Genomic DNA, 18,139 nt, shown 5'->3' with positions numbered 1-18,139 from the left:
GTGAAGGTCACCGTTCTGGTCGGCGGCGTCGGCGGAGCCCGCTTCCTGCAAGGCGTGAAGCACGCGCTCGGACTGCCCCCCGTGGGGTCGGGCGAGTCCGCGCACGAGGTCACGGCCGTGGTCAACGTCGGCGACGACATCTGGCTGCACGGGCTGCGGGTCTGTCCGGACCTCGACACCGTCATGTACACCCTCGGCGGCGGCATCGACGTCGAGAAGGGCTGGGGCCGCTCGGACGAGACGTGGTCGGTCAAGGCCGAGCTGGAGGCCTACGGCGCCGAGGCGACCTGGTTCGGGCTGGGCGACCGCGACGTCGCCACCCACCTCGTCCGGACCCGGATGCTGCGTGCCGGCTACCCGCTGTCCCAGGTCACCGAGGCGCTCTGCCACCGCTGGCAGCCCGGGGTGCGGCTGCTGCCCGCCTCCGACGACCGCGTCGAGACCCACGTCGTGATCGACAACCCGGACCCGGCCGCGGTCGAGGAGACCCCGCAGGTCGCGATCCACTTCCAGGAGTGGTGGATCCGGCACCGGGCCGCCCCGAAGGCGTACCGCTTCGCCTCGGTCGGCGCCGACCAGGCCGCGATCCTGCCCGACGCCCGGGCCGCGATCGCCGGGGCCGACGTCGTGCTCGTCGCCCCGTCCAACCCGGTGGTGTCGATCGGCACGATCGTCTCGGTCCCCGGGATGGCCCAGGCCCTCGCGGCGACGCCCGCGAAGGTCGTGGGGCTGTCCCCGATCGTCGGCGGGGCGCCGGTGCGGGGCATGGCCGACGCCTGCCTGAGCGCGATCGGCGTCGAGACCAGCGCCGAGGGCGTGGGCCGGCACTACGGCGGCCGCGGCGAGGGCGGCCTGCTCGACGGCTACCTGGTGCACACCGGCGACGCCGCGACCGTGCCCGGCGCGACCGTGCGCGAGGTGCCGCTGCTGATGACCGACCACGACGCGACCGCCGCCATGGTCCGCGCCGCGTTCGAGCTGGCGGGCGTCGGTGTCTGAGGGTTTCCCCGACCACGCGTCGCAGAAGCTGGAGATCATCGGAGTCCCGGGGCTGCCGGAGTTCCGCCCCGGCGACGACCTCACCGCCGCGCTGGCCGAGCGGATGACCTGGCTGCGCGACGGCGACGTCGTGGTGGTCACCAGCAAGGTGTTCTCCAAGGTCGAGGGCAGGCTGGTGCCGGCCCCCGCCGACGAGGAGGAGCGCGACGCGCTGCGCCGCAGGCTGGTCGACCAGGAGACCGAGCGGGTGGTGGCCCGCAAGGGCCGGACGCTGATCGTGGCCGGGAAGCTCGGCATCGTGCAGGCCGCCGCGGGCATCGACGGCTCCAACGTCCGCCGCGACGAGCTCGCCCTGCTGCCCGCCGACCCGGACGCCAGCGCGGCCGGGCTGCGCGCCGGGCTGCGGGAGCGGCTCGGGGTCGAGGTCGGCGTCGTCGTCACCGACACCCTGGGGCGCAGCTGGCGGGTCGGCCAGACCGACATCGCGATCGGCTCGGCCGGGCTGCCGGTGCTGCACGGCTACTCCGGCGCCGTCGACGGCCAGGGCAACGACCTGGTCGTCACCGAGATCGCCGTCGCCGACGAGATCGCCGCGGCCGCGGACCTGGTGAAGGGCAAGCTCGGCGGGCTGCCGGTCGCGGTGCTGCGCGGCGCGGCCCTGTCCGACGACGGCTCGACCGCCCGTGACCTCATCCGGCCGATCTCCGAGGACCTGTTCTGGCTGGGCACCGACGAGGCGATCGCCCGCGGACGCGGCGAGGCGGTCCTGCTGCGTCGCAGCACCCGGGACTTCGCCGACGAGCCGGTCGACGCCGACGCCGTGCGCCGCGCCGTGGGCGTCGCACTGACCGCGCCCGCGCCGCACCACAGCACCCCGTTCCGGTTCGTCTGGCTGCGTGACGCGGCGCGACGCACCGCGGTGCTCGACGCGCTGCGCGAGCGCTGGCGTGCCGACCTGGTCGCCGACGGGCGCCCGGCCGACGAGGTGGAGCGCCGCCTCGCCCGCGGGGACCTGCTGCGCCGCGCCCCGGAGCTGGTGCTGGCGTTCCGGTCCACCGCGGGGATGCACGGCTACCCGGACACGGCCCGGGGTGCCGCCGAGCGGGACATGTTCACCGTCGCCGGCGGGGCGGCGGTGCAGTCCCTGCTGGTCGCGCTGGCCGCGGAGGGGCTGGCGTCCTGCTGGGTCGGCTCGACGATCTTCGCCGCGGACGTCGCCCGCCGGGTCCTGGACCTGCCCGACGACTGGGCGGCGCTCGGCGCGGTCGCCGTCGGCGTGCCGGTCGAGCCGATCGCCCCGCGCGCGCCCCGGCCGGCCGGCGACGGCCTGCTGGAGCTGTGAGCCCGTGGTAGCCCCGGCGACGGCCGCCCGCGAGCTGGGTGCCTGGACACCGCGCGACGCCGGCCAGCGGGCCCTGCAGCACGCGCTGCTGGCCTTCCTCGACGCGCGCCCCGACGACGCCTGCGACCGCTCCTGCGTGCCCGGGCACCTCACCGCGTCGGCGCTGCTGCTCGACGCGGGTGGGGACCACACGCTGCTGACCCTGCACCCGCGGGTGGGCCGCTGGATCCAGCTGGGCGGGCACTGCGAGCCGGGCGACGACTCGCTGCGCGCCGCGGCGCTGCGCGAGGCCACCGAGGAGTCCGGGATCGACGGCCTGGAGATCGACGAGCACCCGCTGCACGTCGACGTCCACCCCGTCACCTGCTCGCTCGGGGTCCCGACCCGCCACCTGGACGTGCGTTACCTGGTTCGCGCCCCCGCGGGCGCGACGCCGCGGATCAGCGACGAGTCGCTCGACCTGCGGTGGTGGCCGGTGGACGCGCTGCCCGCCGACGACGACACCGTCGCGACGATGGTCGCCGCCGCCCGCTGAGCCGGGCTCAGAAGTTGCGCCAGAAGAACATCGCGGAGTAGCCGAGCCGGAACAGCTCCTGGTTCCCGCCGGCGGCGCCGAACAGCAGCTGGGTGGCGGCGAAGAACAGCGCGCTCACCCCGGGCACGAACAGCAGCAGGGCGAGCAGCACGAACGGTGCCCAGGGCCGGACCCGCTCGCCGAGGCGCCGCGCCGGCGCGGACAGGTACGGCTCCAGTGCGCCCCAGCCGTCGAGGCCGGGCACGGGCAGCATGTTCAGCACGAACGCGATGATCTGGAAGTACGCGAGCGCGGACAGCCCGGCCGCCACCGGCAGCGGCATCCCCGGGAACACGGCCACCGTGATGATCAACACGATGCCGAGGGCCAGGTTCGCCGCGGGGCCCGCCAGTGAGACCGCGCTGCGCCGGGCCCGCGACCGCAGCGCCCACTGGTTGATCCACACCGCGCCGCCGGGCAGCGGCAGCCCGCCGATCAGCAGGATGATCAGCGGCAGCACCAGGGACAGGCCGGGGTCGGCGTAGCGCCGCACGTCGAGGGTCAGGTAGCCCTTCGCCGCGACCGAGGTGTCCCCGCCGCGGTAGGCGGTGATGGCGTGCCCGTACTCGTGCAGGCACAGCGACACCACCCAGCCGCCGAGCACCATGACGAAGATCCCGGAGGTCGCCAGTGCCCCCGATCGGGTGGGGACGGCGGCGGCGGCGAGAACACCACCGAGAAGGGTGACGCCGAGGATCAGCAGGAACCAGGGGCTGATGCGGCGTGTCAGGGACGGCACGTACCCATACTCCATGTCGGAGGAAACGCCCGCGCGCGACCCTTCACTCAATCGGCAGAGCCGGCTTGCACAGAGCGAGTGTCAGCGCTGTACTTACAGCGGTGTCATTCGCCAGTGCGTTGCGGGGAGGTGGGCGAGTGGACGACGTCGAGGGGTTCATGCGGATGCTGCGGCCGGTGGAGGCCGAGCCGTTGGGCACGGTCGAACGGCCCGATCACGAGATGGCCGACTACGACCAGGTCGCCCAGATCCTGGACCTGAAGGGCCTGCTGGACGACGGTCCCTCCGAAGAGGTGCCGGACTGGCAGGAGCGCGCGCTCTGCGCGCAGACCGACCCGGAGGCGTTCTTCCCCGAGAAGGGCGGCTCCACCCGTGAGGCCAAGCGCATCTGCTCCGGCTGCGAGGTCCGGGCCGAGTGCCTGGAGTACGCGCTGGCCCAGGACGAGCGCTTCGGCATCTGGGGCGGGCTGAGCGAGCGGGAACGGCGCCGCCTGCGCCGCGCCGCCGTCTGACCTGTTCCGGGGGGAACACACGAGGGCCGGTCGCCGTCACGGTGACCGGCCCGTCGTCGTCCCCGGGTCGTGCCGCGGGGACGCTCAGCCGCCGTCGACGGCGTCGGGCTCGATGTTGAGGTACTCCGCGACCTGCTCGACGAGTACCTCGTGCACGAGGTCGGCGAGGTCCTCGCCGTTGCGCGCCCTGGCCTCGAGCGGGCGGCGGTAGAGCACGATCCGCGCCCGGGTCGGCATCCCGGCGGAGTCGACCCCGGCCGGCACGAGGTGCGCCAGCGGGACGCCGACGTCGGCCAGCACCCCGGTGCCCCACACGATCTCGTCGGGCGAGGTGCGGTCGACCGACGGCACGTCGTCGACGGCGAGGTCGAGGTCGACCAGCTCCGGGCCCCAGCGCGCCTCGATCGGTTCGAGCGCCTCCAGCACCTTCGCGTCGAAGCGTTCGGCGCGGGTGCGGAAGGCCGGCGTCGACACCGGGTACATCAGGCCGCGCAGGCCGCGTCCTCGCCGGTCCCGCCGGCGCGGGCTGCGCGGCGACCGGCGGTCGTTCTCGGGACGAGCGGTGGGCACCAGGGCATTCTAGGACCCCCGCGCCCCACCCGGGGGTGACCCGCGACCGCGGCGGGCGGACCGTCCGCCGAGCGGGGTGCGCGTCGCAGTGCGGCGGCGGGCCCGCGACGGGCTATCGTCGGCGACGTGTTGAGTGTGCGGAGATGTTCACGGACGGGCTGCACCGAGCTCGCCGTCGCCACGCTCACCTACGTCTACGCCGACTCGACCGCCGTCGTCGGCCCGCTGGCCACGCAGGCCGAGCCGCACTCCTACGACCTGTGCACCGGGCACGCGCACAACCTCACCGCCCCCCGCGGGTGGGAGGTCGTCCGGTTCGAGGGCGAGTTCGCCCAGCCCCAGCACAGCGGCGAGGACCTCACCGCGCTCGCCGACGCCGTCCGCGAGGCGGGCCGGGTGGACCGGCCGGTCGAGGTGGTCGCACGGCCCGGCGGCACGGGGCGGCGCGGGCACCTGCGGGTGCTCCCGAAGCCCGAGGACGGCTGAGCCGCCCCACGGGGTGAGGAGACCTGCGCGGACGGGTGACACGGCTGCGCTAGGGTCGTGCGTCGTGCCCGACCTCTCGGCGATCGTGAAGGCCTACGACATCCGCGGTGTCGTCGGCGACCAACTGGACGAGCCCACCGCGCGCGCACTGGGTGCGGCGACGGCGCGGCTCGTGGCGGGTGACGACCCGGCGCCGTCGGCGGTGGTCGTCGGGCGGGACATGCGGGACAGCTCGCCCGCGCTCGCGGCGGCGTTCGCCGACGGGGTGACCGGGCAGGGGCTCGACGTCGTCGACATCGGGCTCGCGAGCACCGACATGCTCTACTACGCCTCCGGCACGCTGGACCTGCCCGGCGCGATGTTCACCGCGAGCCACAACCCGGCCGCCTACAACGGCATCAAGCTGTGCCGCGCCGGCGCCGTCCCGGTCGGCCAGGACTCCGGCCTCGCGACGATCCGCGACGAGGCGGGCCGCTTCCTCGACTCCGGGGTCCCCGAGGTCCCGACGCCGGGTGCCGTGCGCAACGAGGACATGCTCACCGGCTACGCGCGCTACCTGCGCGGCCTGGTCGACCTGACCTCGCTGGACGCCTCCCCGGAGCTGACCGTCGTCGTCGACGCCGGGAACGGGATGGGCGGGCACACCGTCCCGACGGTGTTCGACGGCCTGAACGTGCGCGTCGTGCCGCTGTACTTCGAGCTCGACGGGAACTTCCCGAACCACGAGGCGAACCCGCTGGACCCGGCGAACCTGGTCGACCTGCAGAAGCGGGTCGTCGCCGAGGGCGCGGACCTCGGCCTGGCCTTCGACGGCGACGCCGACCGCTGCTTCGCCGTCGACGAGCGGGGCGAGGCGGTGAGCCCCAGCGCCATCACCGGGCTGGTCGCGGCCCGTGAGCTCGCCCGGGCGCACGCGGCGGGGGAGTCCGACGTCGCCGTCATCCACAACCTGATCACCTCGCGGGCGGTCCCGGAGCTGGTCGCCGAGCACGGCGGCCGCGCGGTCCGCACCCGGGTGGGTCACTCGTTCATCAAGCAGACGATGGCCGAGACCGGCGCGGTGTTCGGCGGCGAGCACTCCGCGCACTACTACTTCCGCGACTTCTGGAAGGCCGACTCCGGCATGCTCGCGGCGCTGCACCTGCTGGCCGCGCTCGGCGAGCACCGGGCGGCCGCCGTCGGCGCGACGGTGTCCGGGCTGATGGCGGGCTACGACCGCTACGCCGCCTCCGGGGAGATCAACTCGACGGTCGGCGACCAGGCCGCGCGGGTCGCCGAGATCGAGGGCGTCTTCGGCCCGCGCGACGGCGTCGAGCTCGACCGGCTCGACGGCCTGACCGTCTCGCTGCCGGACGGGTCGTGGTTCAACCTGCGGGCCTCGAACACCGAGCCGCTGCTGCGGCTCAACGTCGAGGCCGCCGACGACGCGGCCGTCCGTGCCCTGGTGGACGAGGTGCTGGCGGTCGTGCGCGCCTGATCGCGCGGCCCCGCACACCTGCGGTGATGGCGTCCGTACCCGGTCGGCTGCCGCGGAGTGTCGGTACCGGGTGGCAGCATCGAGAGCGCGACATGACGACGAGGAGAACCGTGGCCCTACAGCTCGACCCCCAGCTGCTGGAGATCCTGGCCTGCCCGTGCGACGCGCACGCGGTACTGACCCCGGGTGAGGACCGGCTGACCTGCACGGCGTGCGGTCGCGCGTTCCCGGTGACCGACGGGATCCCGGTGCTGCTCCTCGACGAGGCGCTGCCCGGGACCGGGCCGGCGGGGGACGGACGGGACGACGGGTGAACGGGGTGCTCGACGACACGCTGCTGGCCGATCCCGAGGGGCTGGCGGCGCGGGACACCACGGGCGTCCTGCGGGCCGCCGCGACCGCGGGCGCCCAGGTCCGCTCCGCGCTGTACACCGCGGGCCAGGCCGGGCTGGACCGGCTGCGCGGGCACCGTCCGCGCGCGCTGGTGCTGCTGCACCGGCCCGGTGTCTCCGGGGTGGTGGCCGACCTCGTCACGGCCCTGCTCGGGGACCGCTGTCCGGTGCCGGTCGTGGCCGCCGAGCGGCTGCCGGGCTGGATCGGGCCGCTGGACGTCGTCGTCGCGCACTCCGCGGACCCCACCGACCCGGAGCTGGCCGAGTCGGTCGCCGTCGCGGTGCACCGCGGCGCCGAGGTCGTGCTGTCCGCGCCGGACTCCGGGCCGGTCGCCCAGGCCGGCGCCGGGCGCGCCCGGCTGGTCGAGCCGCGCATCCCGCTGCCCGAGGGGCTCGGGTTCGCCCAGGCGCTGACGGTGGCGCTGGTCGCCGTCGCCGAGCTGGACCTGCTGCCCGGGATGCGCAGCGAGGAGGTCCCGGCCCGGCTCGAGGCGCTGGCCGACGCGCTGGACGCCGAGGCCGAGCGCTGCCAGCCCGCGCACGAGCCGTTCGTGAACCCGGCGAAGGCACTCGCGCTGCGGCTGGCCGAGCGGACGCCGCTGCTGTGGGGCGTGGACCCGGCCGCCGCCGCGGTGGCCCGGCACGGCGCGCTGGCGCTGGCCACCCACGCCGGCGTCGTCGCGCACGCCGACGGGCTCGCGCAGGCGGGCACCCTGGCCGGGCTGCGCGTCGCCGTCGACCTGTCCGAGCGGGGCGGGGGCGACATCTTCCACGACCCGTTCGACGACCCGGCCCCCGGCGGCGACGCGCCGCCGCCGCGGCTGGTGCTGCTCGGCACGGGGGAGGAGGACCCGCAGTCGGTGAGCCGCCGGGTGCTCGGCCGGGAGTGGCCGAACGCCGACCTGGCGCACCCGGTCGACGAGATCCCGCGCGGCACCCGCGACGCGGCGCTGCTGCGGGCCGGTGTGCTCGCCCTGCGCGCCGACATCGCCGCCGTGTACCTCGGCCTGGCGACCGGCGCCACCCTGATCACCTGACCCCGCGCACCTGACACCGGGAGACCCGTGGAACTGCTGGAGAACCCGATCCGCACCTACGCCTGGGGCTCGCGGACGGTCATCGCCGAGCTGCTCGGCGAGGCCGTCCCGTCACCGCACCCGCAGGCGGAGCTGTGGCTGGGCGCGCACCCGGCCGCCCCGTCGACGGTCGCCGGGGGCACCCGCCCGCTGCACGAGCTCATCGCCGCCGACCCGGTCGCCGCGCTGGGCCCGGGCCGCGACCGCTGGGAGGGACGGCTGCCGTTCCTGCTGAAGGTGCTGGCCGCCGAGGAGCCGCTGAGCCTGCAGGCCCACCCGAGCCTGGAGCAGGCCCGCGAGGGCTGGGAGCGGGAGAACGCCGCGGGGATCGCGGTGGACGCGCCGGACCGCAACTACCGCGACGCCCACCACAAGCCGGAGCTGATCTGCGCGCTGACCGAGTTCGTCGCGCTGGTCGGGTTCCGCGAGCCGGCCCGCACGGTGGAGCTGCTGCGCGCCCTGGACGTCCCCGAGCTCGCCGCCTACACCGAGCTGCTCGCGGGCCAGCCGTGCCCGGACGGGCTGCGCGCGCTGTTCACCACCTGGATCACGCTGCCCCAGTCGGTGCTCGACGGGCTCGTCCCGGCCCTGCAGGACGGTGCGGTCCGGCTGCTGGAGCGCGGCACCGCCAAGGAGTGGACCGGCGAGGCGAAGACCGCGCTCGACCTGTCCGAGCGCTACCCCGACGACGCGGGCGTGCTCGCCGCGCTGCTGCTCAACCGGATCACCCTGGCCCCCGGCGAGGCGCTGTACCTGCCGGCCGGGAACCTGCACGCGTACCTGTCGGGGGCGGGCATCGAGGTGATGGCCAACTCCGACAACGTGCTGCGCGGCGGGCTGACGCCCAAGCACGTCGACGTGCCGGAGCTGCTGCGCGTCCTCGACTTCACCGCCCCGCCGCCGCCGGTCCGCGCCCCGGTCCCCGACCCCGGCGCCGACGGCTGGCACCGCTACGACGTGCCGGTCGAGGAGTTCCTGCTCCGCCGTGCGGTCACCGACGGCCGGGACAAGCTGGACGTCCCCGGCACCGGCGCCCGCATCCTGCTGTGCGTCGACGGTGACGCCGCGGTCGACACCGGCGGTGTCACCGTCGAGCTGCCCCGCGGCCGCGCGGTGTTCCTCTCCGCGGCCGACAGCGGAGCCGTGCTGACCACCGGCGAGGACGGGGCCACCGTCTTCCTGTCCGGCGACGCGCTGTAGCCCACCGCGCTCTCGCCCGTCGCGCTGCGGGTCGCCGGGTGGTGGCCCGCCGCGCCGCGGGCCACCGCGTCCCGGCTTACCCGGTGCGGCGGGCCGCGGCGGGGTCGGTCCCGTCGGCGTCGCCGTGCGCCCCGGCCGCGCCGACCTCGGCCATCACCTCGGCGAACACCGCGACCGGGTCGGCGGCCGCCTCCGCCGAGAAGAAGCGCTCCAGCCCCTGCGCCGCGCCGGCGGCGTTGTGCTCCGCCCGCGGGAACATCGTCGCCTCGTAGCGGGCGACCGCGCCGGTGAGGTCGTGCGGGGTCGCCGCGACCTCGCGGGCCAGGTCGGCGGCGTCGAGCATGGCCGAGTTGGCACCCTGCCCGGAGAACGGCGACATCAGGTGCGCCGCGTCGCCGATGAGCGTGACCCCCGGGACCGGGTCCCAGCGGTGCCCGACGGGCAGCATCTCCAGCGGCCGCTCGACGATCCGGTCGTCGCACCGGACGATCAGCTCCCGCAGCTCGGGGGCGAAGCCCGCGAACGCGGTGAGCAGCACGGCGCGGGCCGCGGCCGGGTCGTCGAGCACCCCGGCGGTGGTGGTGAGGCCGTGCTCGGCGGCCCAGCCGGGCGGACGGCGGAACCCGGCGTAGACGCGGGCCGAGCCGTCGCCGAGCCGCTGGCAGAACAGGGCCCGTCCGGCGGCGCGGGTGGTCATCCCCCCGCGTCCGACGAGCGCCTCCAGGCCCGGGAACGACGCGGGCGTGACCCGCAGCTCGACGAAGGTCACCCCGGTGTAGGACGGCGTCGCCGCCGACAGCAGCGGTCGCACCCGCGAGCGCGCCCCGTCCGCCCCGACGACGAGGTCGGCCGTGACCCGCTCCCGCGTGCCGGGACCGGTGCCGTCGGGCGGTCCGGCGAGCACGGCGTCGAGCCTGCCGTCGTCGCGGTGCTCGACCCGGTCCAGCCGCGTGCCCCAGCGCACGGTGCCGGGGGCCAGGGACCCGAGCAGCAGCGCACGCAGGTCGCCGCGGTCGATCTCGGGGTTGAACAGCTCGCCGGGGGCGGCCCGCTCGTCGAGCAGGACCGCGCCGTCCGGGGCCAGCATCCGCATGTCCTGGCCCTCGGGCCGGGACACGCGCAGGAACTCCTCCAGCAGACCGGCGGCGGACAGCGCGACCTGCCCGCTGTCGCGCTGCATGTCCAGGGTGCCGCCCTGGTCGCGGGTGGTGATGTCGGCCTCGCGTTCGAGCACGGTGACGGCGACGCCGTGGCGCTGCAGGACGCGGGCGAGGGTCAGGCCGCCGGGTCCGGCTCCGGTGACGAGGACGTGCGGTGGGGTGGTCATGGTGGCCTCCGGGGTGGGGGGAGTGCGAGTGGGTCGGCCACGACTGTAGGTGAAGTCGATTGAAAAGTGTAGTGGCTTCACTTTCTGAGTGACTGCGCTAACCTGTCGCCGTGACCGCACCCGGACGCCGCGAACGCAAGAAGGCCGCCACCCGCCAGGGCATCGCGGACGCCGCACTGCGCCTGTTCCTCGACCGGGGCTTCGACGAGGTGACCGTCGCCGAGATCGCCGAGGCCGCGGACGTCTCGGTCACCACGCTGTTCAAGCACTTCGGCAGCAAGGAGGCGCTGCTGTTCGACGAGGACACCGAGCAGGAGTCCGAGCTGGTGGCCGCGGTGCGCGACCGCGCGCCGGGCACCGACGTCGTCGACGGGCTGTACGCCTGGCTGCTCGCGCGGGTCGACGGCCCGCCCGCCGCGCGACGGCCGTCGGCGGCCGAGATGGAGCGGTTCCGCGCGCTGACCGACGCGGCGCCGAGCCTGCGCGACCACGCGCGCCGGATGTGGGCCCGGCACGAGGCGGCGCTGGCCGCGGCACTCGCGGCGGACGCCGGGCGCGCCGAGCCGGCACCGGCGGACCGGGTGCTCGCACACGTCGTCGTCGGGATCCCGCCGCTGCTGCGCGAGCAGTCGGGCCGGGCCCGCGAGCACCTCGACGCGGCGTTCGCCCTGCTCCGCCACGGCTACGACGGGGCTCAGTAGGTGTCGGGCGCCCGGTGGTGCTCGAAGATCAGCGACGTCCGGGTGCCCGCGACCTCGGCCCAGGCGTTGAGCGTGCCGACCAGGTCGCGCAGGGCCACGGTGTCGGCGGTCGCGACCCGGATCATGTAGTCGTCGTCGCCGGCGAGGAAGTACACGTCGCGGACCTCGGGGCGGCGGGACACCCGGGTCACGAACTCGGCGAGCCGGTCGCGGGCGTCGGACTGCAGGCGGACCGAGATCATGGCCTGCAGCGGGTGGCCGGTCGCCGCCGGGTCGACATCGGCGTGGTAGCCGCGGATCACCCCGCGCTCGCGCAGCGCCCGGATCCGGCCGAGGCAGGTCGACGGGGCGATCCCCGCGCCCGCCGCGAGTGAGTTGTTCGGTGTCCGGGCATCCCGCTCCAGCTGGCGCAGCAGGGCGCGGTCGACCCCGTCGAGCCGAACAGGGTTCGACGGTGACGGCCTGATCCGCCGCGTATTCGAGGAATCATCGTTCACAGAAGGCCTCCGAGAATCTTGTTCAGTTCTGTTGGCAGCTTACCGATGTTTCTTCACCATTGACGCAGATAGCGGGCCGAGTGGAGGAGAGGGACATGCGCGTCGCGGTGCCGAAGGAGACCAAGGACAACGAGTTCCGGGTGGCGCTCACGCCCGCCGGGGTGCACGAGCTCGTCGGGCGGGGGCACGAGGTCGTCGTCGAGCACGACGCCGGCGCCGGGTCCGCGATCTCCGACGCCGACTTCAAGGAGGCCGGGGCGCAGATCGTGTCCGACACCGCCGAGGTGTGGGGCTCGGCCGAGCTGCTGCTCAAGGTGAAGGAGCCGATCTCCTCGGAGTACGGCCACCTGCGCCCGGACCTGACGCTGTTCACCTACCTGCACCTGGCCGCGTCGCGCGCCTGCACCGACGCGCTGCTGTCGGCGGGGACGACCTCCATCGCCTACGAGACCGTCACCGACTCCCGTGGCCGGCTGCCGCTGCTCGCCCCGATGAGCGAGGTCGCGGGCCGGCTCGCCCCGCAGGCCGGCGGCTACCACCTCATGCGCTCGGCGGGCGGGCGCGGCATGCTCCTGGGCGGCGTCCCGGGCGCGCCGGGTGCCGACGTCGTCGTGCTCGGTGCCGGTGTCGCGGGGGCGAACGCCATCGCCATCGCCGCCGGCATGCGCGCGAAGCTGACCGTGCTCGACGTCGACGTGGACAAGCTCCGCGCGATCGACGAGCAGTACGCCGGTGCCGTGCGCACCCAGTACTCCACCGCGCTGTCCGTGCGCGAGGCGGTGACCAGCGCCGACCTCGTGATCGGCGCGGTCCTGCTGCCCGGGGCCAAGGCGCCCACCCTGGTGTCGAACGAGCTCGTCTCCCAGATGCGGCCCGGCGCCGTGCTCGTCGACATCGCGATCGACCAGGGCGGATGCTTCGAGGACTCGCGGCCCACCACCCACGCCGACCCGACCTACCGGGTGCACGACACCGTCTTCTACTGCGTCGCGAACATGCCCGGCGCGGTGCCGCACACCTCGACCCGCGCGCTCACCAACGCGACGCTGCCGCACGTGCTGCGCCTGGCCGACCAGGGCTGGCGGGCCGCGACCGAGGCCGACCCGCACCTCGCCGCGGGCCTGTCCACCCACGCCGGGACGCTGCTGTCGCACGAGGTCGCGCAGGCGCACGGCCTGCCGCACGACACCCTCTGACCGGCCGGGTTCGACGGCGCAACAGCATCGTGACCTCAAATCTGTGCACGGAGACGTGACGCAGGACGCAACGACGTCGTAGCTTCACCGCCCATGACGGTCACGAGCCGTGGTGGCGGCATGTTCCGCACCAAGACGGTCGAGCAATCCATCCGGGACACCGACGAACCGGACACCCGGCTGAAGAAGGACCTGGGGACGATCGACCTGATCGTCTTCGGGGTCGCGGTGGTCATCGGCGCCGGCATCTTCACCCTGGCCGCCAGCACGGCCGGCAACATCGCGGGACCCGCGGTGTCGCTGTCGTTCGTGCTGGCCGCGGTGGCCTGCGGCCTGGCCGCGCTCTGCTACGCAGAGTTCGCCTCGACGGTGCCGGTCGCCGGCAGCGCCTACACCTTCTCCTACGCCACCCTGGGCGAGTTCATCGCCTGGATCATCGGCTGGGACCTGGTCCTGGAGTTCGCGGTCGGCTCGGCCTACGTGTCGAAGGGCTGGTCGGAGTACCTCGCCCAGACCCTCGGCCTGATCGGCATCGAGGTCTCGACCTCGTTCGAGCTGGGGAGCTTCTTCTCCTTCGACTGGGGCGCGCTGCTGCTCGTCGTCGTCCTGGCGTTCCTGCTCTACCGCGGCACGAAGCTGTCCAGCCGGGTCAGCCTGGTGATCACCACGATCAAGGTCGCGATCGTGCTGTTCGTGATCATCCTGGGCGCCTTCTTCATCAACGCGGCGAACTACACCCCGTTCGTCCCGGAGCCCACGCCCGGCACGGTCGAGACCGGCACCGGCATCCAGCAGTCGCTGCTGTCGTTCTTCGGGGGCGCCTCGTCGAGCGTCTTCGGGGTCTACGGCGTGTTCGCCGCCGCCGCGATCGTGTTCTTCGCCTTCATCGGCTTCGATGCCGTCGCCACGACGGCGGAGGAGACCAAGAACCCGTCGAAGGCGCTGCCGCGCGGCATCCTCGGCTCGCTCGCGATCGTCACCGTGCTCTACGTCGCCGTCGCGCTCGTGATCACCGGCATGGTGCCCTACACCGACCTGGCCACGAAGCCCGACGGCACCCGCGCCACGCTGGCCACGGCGTTCGCCTCGCTCGGCATCAACTGGGCGGCGACGATCATCGCCGTCGGCGCGCTGCTCGGCCTCACCACGGTCGTCATGGTGCTGATGCTCGGCCAGATCCGCGTCATCTTCGCGATGTCGCGCGACGGGCTGCTGCCGACCGCGCTGGCCAAGACCAACCGCTTCGGCACCCCGGGGCGCGCCACCTGGCTGATCGGCGTCGTCATCGCCCTGGTCGCGACGTTCTTCCCGGCCCAGGACCTCGAGCAGATGGTCAACATCGGCACGCTCTTCGCGTTCGTGCTGGTCTCGATCGGCGTGGTGATCCTGCGCCGGACCCGGCCGGACCTGCCGCGCGGCTTCCGTACCCCGCTGGTGCCGCTCGTGCCGATCCTGGCCGTGCTCGCCTGCGTCTGGCTGATGCTGAACCTGTCGGTGGAGACCTGGCTGCGGTTCGTCATCTGGATGGTCATCGGCGTGATCGTGTACTTCTCCTACTCGCGGAAGAACTCGATCCTCGGCCGTCGCGAGCGGGGTGACCTGCCCGCCCAGGCGACGTCCTCCGACTGATCCCCCCCGGCGACGGCGGCGTACCCGATTCCCGGGTGCGCCGCCGTTCCGTATCAAACGGACAGAACGTATCTTTTCGGCCATGACGGCCAGAAGCCCCGATGGCGGGATCTTCCGCACCAAGACGGTCGAGCAGGCGATCCGGGACACCGAGGAACCGGAGTTCCAGCTCAAGAAGGCACTCGGACCGGTCCAGCTCACGATCATGGGTATCGGTGTCCTGATCGGCACCGGCGTGTTCGTGCTGGCGGGCGAGGCCGCGGCGCTCTACTCGGGCCCCGCGGTGTCGCTCTCGTTCCTCATCAGCGGGATCGTGTGCGCGCTCGCGGCGCTCTGCTACGCCGAGTTCGCCTCCACCGTCCCGGTGGCGGGCAGCGCGTACACGTTCTCCTACGCCTCGATGGGCGAGTTCATCGCCTGGATGATCGGCTGGGACCTGGTCCTGGAGTTCACCCTCGGCGCGGCCACGGTGTCGAAGGGCTGGGGTGGCTACTTCGACACGGTGATGGCGAGCATCGGGCTCCCGGTGCCGGAGGCCGTCTCCGCCGGGCCCGGCGGCGGCGGGATCATCGACCTGCCCGCGGTGTTCATCGCGCTGCTGATGATGACCGTGCTGATCGTCGGCATCAAGCTGTCGGCCTGGGTCAACGCCACGGTCACCACGCTCAAGCTGGTGATCGTCGCCGGGATCATCGGGATCGGCGTCTTCTTCGTCTCGGGCGAGAACTGGGTCCCGTTCGTCCCCGAGTCCCGGCCCGCCGACTACTCCACCGCGGCGGGCACCCCGCTGATCATGGACCTGTTCGGCATCGACACGGCGTTCGGCCTGACCGGCGTCTTCACCGCCGCCGCGCTGGTCTTCTTCGCCTACCTGGGCTTCGACATCGTCGCGACGCTGTCGGAGGAGGTGAAGGAGCCGCAGCGCACGATGCCGATCGGCATCATCGCGTCGCTGACCATCGCCACCCTGCTCTACATCGTGGTGTCGCTGGTCTACACCGGGATCCTGCCCTACGAGCAGCTCGGGGTGGAGGCACCGGCCGCGGCGGCGATGGCGGCGACCGGGCTGCCCGCGGCGGAGTTCATCATCTCCTTCGGCATCCTGATCGGCCTCACCGTCGTGATCATGACGCTGATGCTGGGCCAGACCCGCGTCGCGTTCGCGATGAGCCGCGACCGGCTGCTGCCGCCGTGGCTGGCCCGGGTGCACCCGACCTTCCGGACCCCGTACCGGCTGACGATCATCACCGGTGTCTCGGCGGCCCTGATGGGCGGCTTCCTGGAGCTCACCGAGCTCGGGCAGCTGGTCAACATCGGCACCCTGGCCGCGTTCGTGCTGGTCTCGATCGGCGTGATCGTGCTCCGGAAGCGCCGTCCGGACCTGCCGCGCACGTTCAAGGTGCCGTTCATGCCGGTGCTGCCGATCGTGTCGGCGGTGGCCTGCTTCGGTGTGGCGCTGTTCCTGCCGGCCGACACCTGGATCCGGTTCTTCGGCTGGATGGCGCTGGGTGCGGTGATCTACTTCGTCTACGGCCGGACGCGCTCCCGGCTGGCCACGGGCCAGACCCTGGCAGAGATCGCCGCCGAGTCGCGCGGCCGCAGGACCCCGCAGCGGGGCGAGGAGCAGTAGTCGACCGGTACCTGAGCGCTGTCACGGCCCGGCCGGGCAGCGCTCAGGTACCGATGATCATGCCTTCGGCAGGGTGTAGCCGGCGAACCGCTCGCGCAGGGTCTTCTTGGAGAACTTGCCGACGCTGGTCTTCGGCACCTCGTCGACCAGCTCCAGGGCATCGGGGAGCCACCACTTCGCGACCCGGTCGGCGAGGAAGTCCCGCAGCTCGTCGAGGGTCAGCGTCGCGCCCGGCTCGACGACGACGCAGGCCAGCGGCCGTTCCACCCACTGCGGGTGCGCGACGCCGATCACCGCGGCCTCGGCCACCTTCGGGTGCGCCATGATCTCGTTCTCCAGCTCGACCGTGCCGATCCACTCGCCGCCGGACTTGATCAGGTCCTTGGTGCGGTCGACCAGGCGGAACGAGCCGTACGGGTCGACGGTGGCGACGTCGCCGGTCCGCAGCCTGCCGTCGTCGGTGAACTGAGCACCGCCGCCCTCGCCCTTGTGGTACTCCTTCGCGATCCACGGCCCGGACGCCTGCACCTCGCCGGTGGCGTGGTCGTCCCAGGGCATCTCCTCGCCGGTCTCGGGGTCGGCGATCCGCATCTCCACCAGCGGCATCGGTCTGCCCTGGCGGACGCGCGCGGCGGCGAGCTCGTCGTCGGAGGCACCGTCGAGGTGCGAGCCGAGCACGGCCATCGTGCCGATCGGCGAGGTCTCGGTCATGCCCCAGATCTGCAGCAGCGGTACGCCGAGCCGGACGCGGTACTCCTCGCACAGCGCCTTCGGGACCGCCGAGCCGCCGCAGAAGATCGTGCGCAGCGACGACAGGTCGCGCTCGCCGAGCAGCGGCAGCACGTTCATCCAGATCGTCGGGACCCCGCCGGTGACGGTGACCCGGTGCCGTTCGACGAGGTCGACGATCGCGCCGGGGGACAGGTCCGGGCCGGGGAACACCAGGTCGGTGCCGGCGAGCAGGCAGCCGTAGGGCAGGCCCCAGGCGTTCGCGTGGAACATCGGCACGACCGGCATGACGACGTCGCGCTCGGACAGTGCAGGGCCGTCGGCGATCAGCGTGACGAGCGAGTGCAGCATCGTCGAGCGGTGGCTGTAGACCACGCCCTTCGGGTTCCCGGTGGTCCCGGACGTGTAGCACATCGCGGCGGCGCTGTTCTCGTCGTCGACGACGAACCGGCCCGCGTACGGCTCGGCCGCGGCCAGGAGCTCCTCGTAGGACCGGATCCGCGGGTCGTCGGGGACCGCGACGTCGGCGCCGTCGTCGAGCACCACCACGTGCGCGACGCCGGGCAGCCGGTCGACGTGCGGCCAGAACAGCGGCAGCAGGGAGCGGTCGACGAAGACGACCTCGTCGCCCGCGTGCTCGGCGACGTAGACGAGCTGGTCGGGGTGCAGCCGGATGTTGAGCGTGTGCAGCACCCGGCCGGTGCACGGGGCGGCGAGGTAGAGCTCCAGGTGCCGGGAGGTGTTCCAGCAGAACGTGCCGACGCGGCCGTCCGCGGAGACGCCCAGGGTGTCCAGGACGGTCGCGAGCCGGCGCACCCGTTCGGCCCACTGGGCCACCGTAACGACGTCCTCGGTGCCGTCCGGCCGAGCGGTCACCATCCGTTTGCGCCCGAACAGCTGCTCCGCGCGGTGGAACACGTGCGGCAGGGTCAGCGGGCGGTCCTGCATCAGTCCGAGCACATCGATCAACCTACCGGCGGAGGTGACCGCGATCACCCACCTCTCGGCCAGGTGCGGGTCGCAACGGATCTGCCGCGGACACTCCCTGTGACCGCCCGACCGC

The 18,139-nt window shown here is 73.7% G+C and carries 18 protein-coding genes; 13 read left to right on the top strand and 5 right to left on the bottom strand.

Annotated elements, in window-relative coordinates:
* Genes cofD through DMP17_RS41945 form a run of 3 tightly spaced genes read left to right on the top strand, consistent with a single transcriptional unit; the run spans position 1 to position 2,876 of the window.
* Positions 1–999, top strand: a complete 999-nt coding sequence (gene cofD, locus DMP17_RS41955) for a 2-phospho-L-lactate transferase (RefSeq protein ID WP_226367547.1) — start codon at positions 1–3, stop codon at positions 997–999.
* Complete coding sequence (locus DMP17_RS41950; protein WP_226349954.1) at positions 992–2,341, top strand: coenzyme F420-0:L-glutamate ligase; 1,350 nt, start codon at positions 992–994, stop codon at positions 2,339–2,341. The genes cofD and DMP17_RS41950 overlap by 8 nt, the downstream gene beginning before the upstream one ends.
* 4 nt (positions 2,342–2,345) lie before the next feature.
* Positions 2,346–2,876: an NUDIX hydrolase gene (locus DMP17_RS41945; protein ID WP_226349955.1), complete on the top strand. Its 531-nt coding sequence runs from the start codon at positions 2,346–2,348 to the stop codon at positions 2,874–2,876.
* Positions 2,877–2,883: 7 nt separating this feature from the next.
* On the opposite strand, the gene DMP17_RS41940 is transcribed toward DMP17_RS41945, so the two are convergent.
* On the bottom strand, positions 2,884–3,654 hold the full coding sequence (locus DMP17_RS41940) for a site-2 protease family protein (protein WP_226349956.1): 771 nt from the start codon (positions 3,652–3,654) through the stop codon (positions 2,884–2,886).
* A 221-nt stretch (positions 3,655–3,875) separates the two neighbouring features.
* On the opposite strand from DMP17_RS41940, the gene DMP17_RS41935 reads away from it, so the two are divergent.
* Positions 3,876–4,166 carry a WhiB family transcriptional regulator gene (locus tag DMP17_RS41935; protein ID WP_337832807.1) on the top strand — a complete coding sequence of 97 codons (291 nt, stop codon included), beginning with the start codon at positions 3,876–3,878 and terminating at the stop codon, positions 4,164–4,166.
* A gap of 84 nt (positions 4,167–4,250) precedes the next feature.
* On the opposite strand, the gene DMP17_RS41930 is transcribed toward DMP17_RS41935, so the two are convergent.
* Complete coding sequence (locus DMP17_RS41930) at positions 4,251–4,736, bottom strand: metallopeptidase family protein (RefSeq protein WP_208622973.1); 486 nt, start codon at positions 4,734–4,736, stop codon at positions 4,251–4,253.
* Between the two features lie 135 nt (positions 4,737–4,871).
* On the opposite strand from DMP17_RS41930, the gene DMP17_RS41925 reads away from it, so the two are divergent.
* From DMP17_RS41925 to manA, 5 genes are all read left to right on the top strand, one after another.
* Positions 4,872–5,222, top strand: a complete 351-nt coding sequence (locus DMP17_RS41925) for a DUF3499 domain-containing protein (protein WP_020627719.1) — start codon at positions 4,872–4,874, stop codon at positions 5,220–5,222.
* 64 nt (positions 5,223–5,286) lie between these two features.
* Positions 5,287–6,699 (top strand): phosphomannomutase/phosphoglucomutase, encoded by a 1,413-nt coding sequence (locus DMP17_RS41920; protein WP_337832427.1) that lies wholly within the window; start codon positions 5,287–5,289, stop codon positions 6,697–6,699.
* Between the two features lie 110 nt (positions 6,700–6,809).
* Positions 6,810–7,013, top strand: a complete 204-nt coding sequence (locus DMP17_RS41915; RefSeq protein ID WP_020627721.1) for a Trm112 family protein — start codon at positions 6,810–6,812, stop codon at positions 7,011–7,013.
* Positions 7,010–8,128 (top strand): SIS domain-containing protein, encoded by a 1,119-nt coding sequence (locus tag DMP17_RS41910; protein ID WP_226349959.1) that lies wholly within the window; start codon positions 7,010–7,012, stop codon positions 8,126–8,128. Before DMP17_RS41915 ends, DMP17_RS41910 begins: the two co-directional genes overlap by 4 nt.
* A gap of 27 nt (positions 8,129–8,155) precedes the next feature.
* Entirely contained in the window at positions 8,156–9,367 is a 1,212-nt protein-coding gene (gene manA, locus DMP17_RS41905; RefSeq protein ID WP_337832426.1) for a mannose-6-phosphate isomerase, class I, read from the top strand.
* A gap of 76 nt (positions 9,368–9,443) precedes the next feature.
* Here the strand turns inward: manA and DMP17_RS41900 are convergent, their stop codons facing one another.
* Positions 9,444–10,694 carry an FAD-dependent oxidoreductase gene (locus tag DMP17_RS41900; RefSeq protein ID WP_337832425.1) on the bottom strand — a complete coding sequence of 417 codons (1,251 nt, stop codon included), beginning with the start codon at positions 10,692–10,694 and terminating at the stop codon, positions 9,444–9,446.
* A gap of 110 nt (positions 10,695–10,804) precedes the next feature.
* Between DMP17_RS41900 and DMP17_RS41895 the strand changes: the two genes are divergently transcribed.
* The gene (locus tag DMP17_RS41895; protein WP_337832424.1) at positions 10,805–11,395 is read left to right on the top strand and encodes a TetR/AcrR family transcriptional regulator; all 591 of its coding nucleotides are present in this window, start codon (positions 10,805–10,807) and stop codon (positions 11,393–11,395) included.
* Here the strand turns inward: DMP17_RS41895 and DMP17_RS41890 are convergent.
* Positions 11,389–11,892 carry an Lrp/AsnC family transcriptional regulator gene (locus tag DMP17_RS41890; protein WP_226367537.1) on the bottom strand — a complete coding sequence of 168 codons (504 nt, stop codon included), beginning with the start codon at positions 11,890–11,892 and terminating at the stop codon, positions 11,389–11,391. The genes DMP17_RS41895 and DMP17_RS41890 overlap by 7 nt on opposite strands.
* Before the next feature lie 95 nt (positions 11,893–11,987).
* Between DMP17_RS41890 and ald the strand changes: the two genes are divergently transcribed.
* From ald to DMP17_RS41875, 3 genes are all read left to right on the top strand, one after another.
* A complete protein-coding gene (ald, locus tag DMP17_RS41885; protein WP_226349964.1) occupies positions 11,988–13,088 on the top strand; it encodes an alanine dehydrogenase in 1,101 nt (366 codons plus the stop codon).
* A gap of 93 nt (positions 13,089–13,181) precedes the next feature.
* Positions 13,182–14,717, top strand: coding sequence for an amino acid permease (locus tag DMP17_RS41880; RefSeq protein ID WP_226349965.1), 1,536 nt, complete (start codon positions 13,182–13,184; stop codon positions 14,715–14,717).
* 82 nt (positions 14,718–14,799) lie between these two features.
* Entirely contained in the window at positions 14,800–16,347 is a 1,548-nt protein-coding gene (locus DMP17_RS41875; RefSeq protein WP_337832423.1) for an amino acid permease, read from the top strand.
* A gap of 57 nt (positions 16,348–16,404) precedes the next feature.
* On the opposite strand, the gene DMP17_RS41870 is transcribed toward DMP17_RS41875, so the two are convergent.
* A complete protein-coding gene (locus tag DMP17_RS41870; RefSeq protein WP_337832422.1) occupies positions 16,405–18,036 on the bottom strand; it encodes a long-chain fatty acid--CoA ligase in 1,632 nt (543 codons plus the stop codon).
* Between the last annotated feature and the right edge of the window lie 103 nt (positions 18,037–18,139).

Source organism: Pseudonocardia sp. TMWB2A, assembly GCF_017312135.1.
The sequence above is the reverse complement of the archived record's forward strand: the minus strand, read 5'-3'. Positions and strand labels throughout refer to the sequence as shown.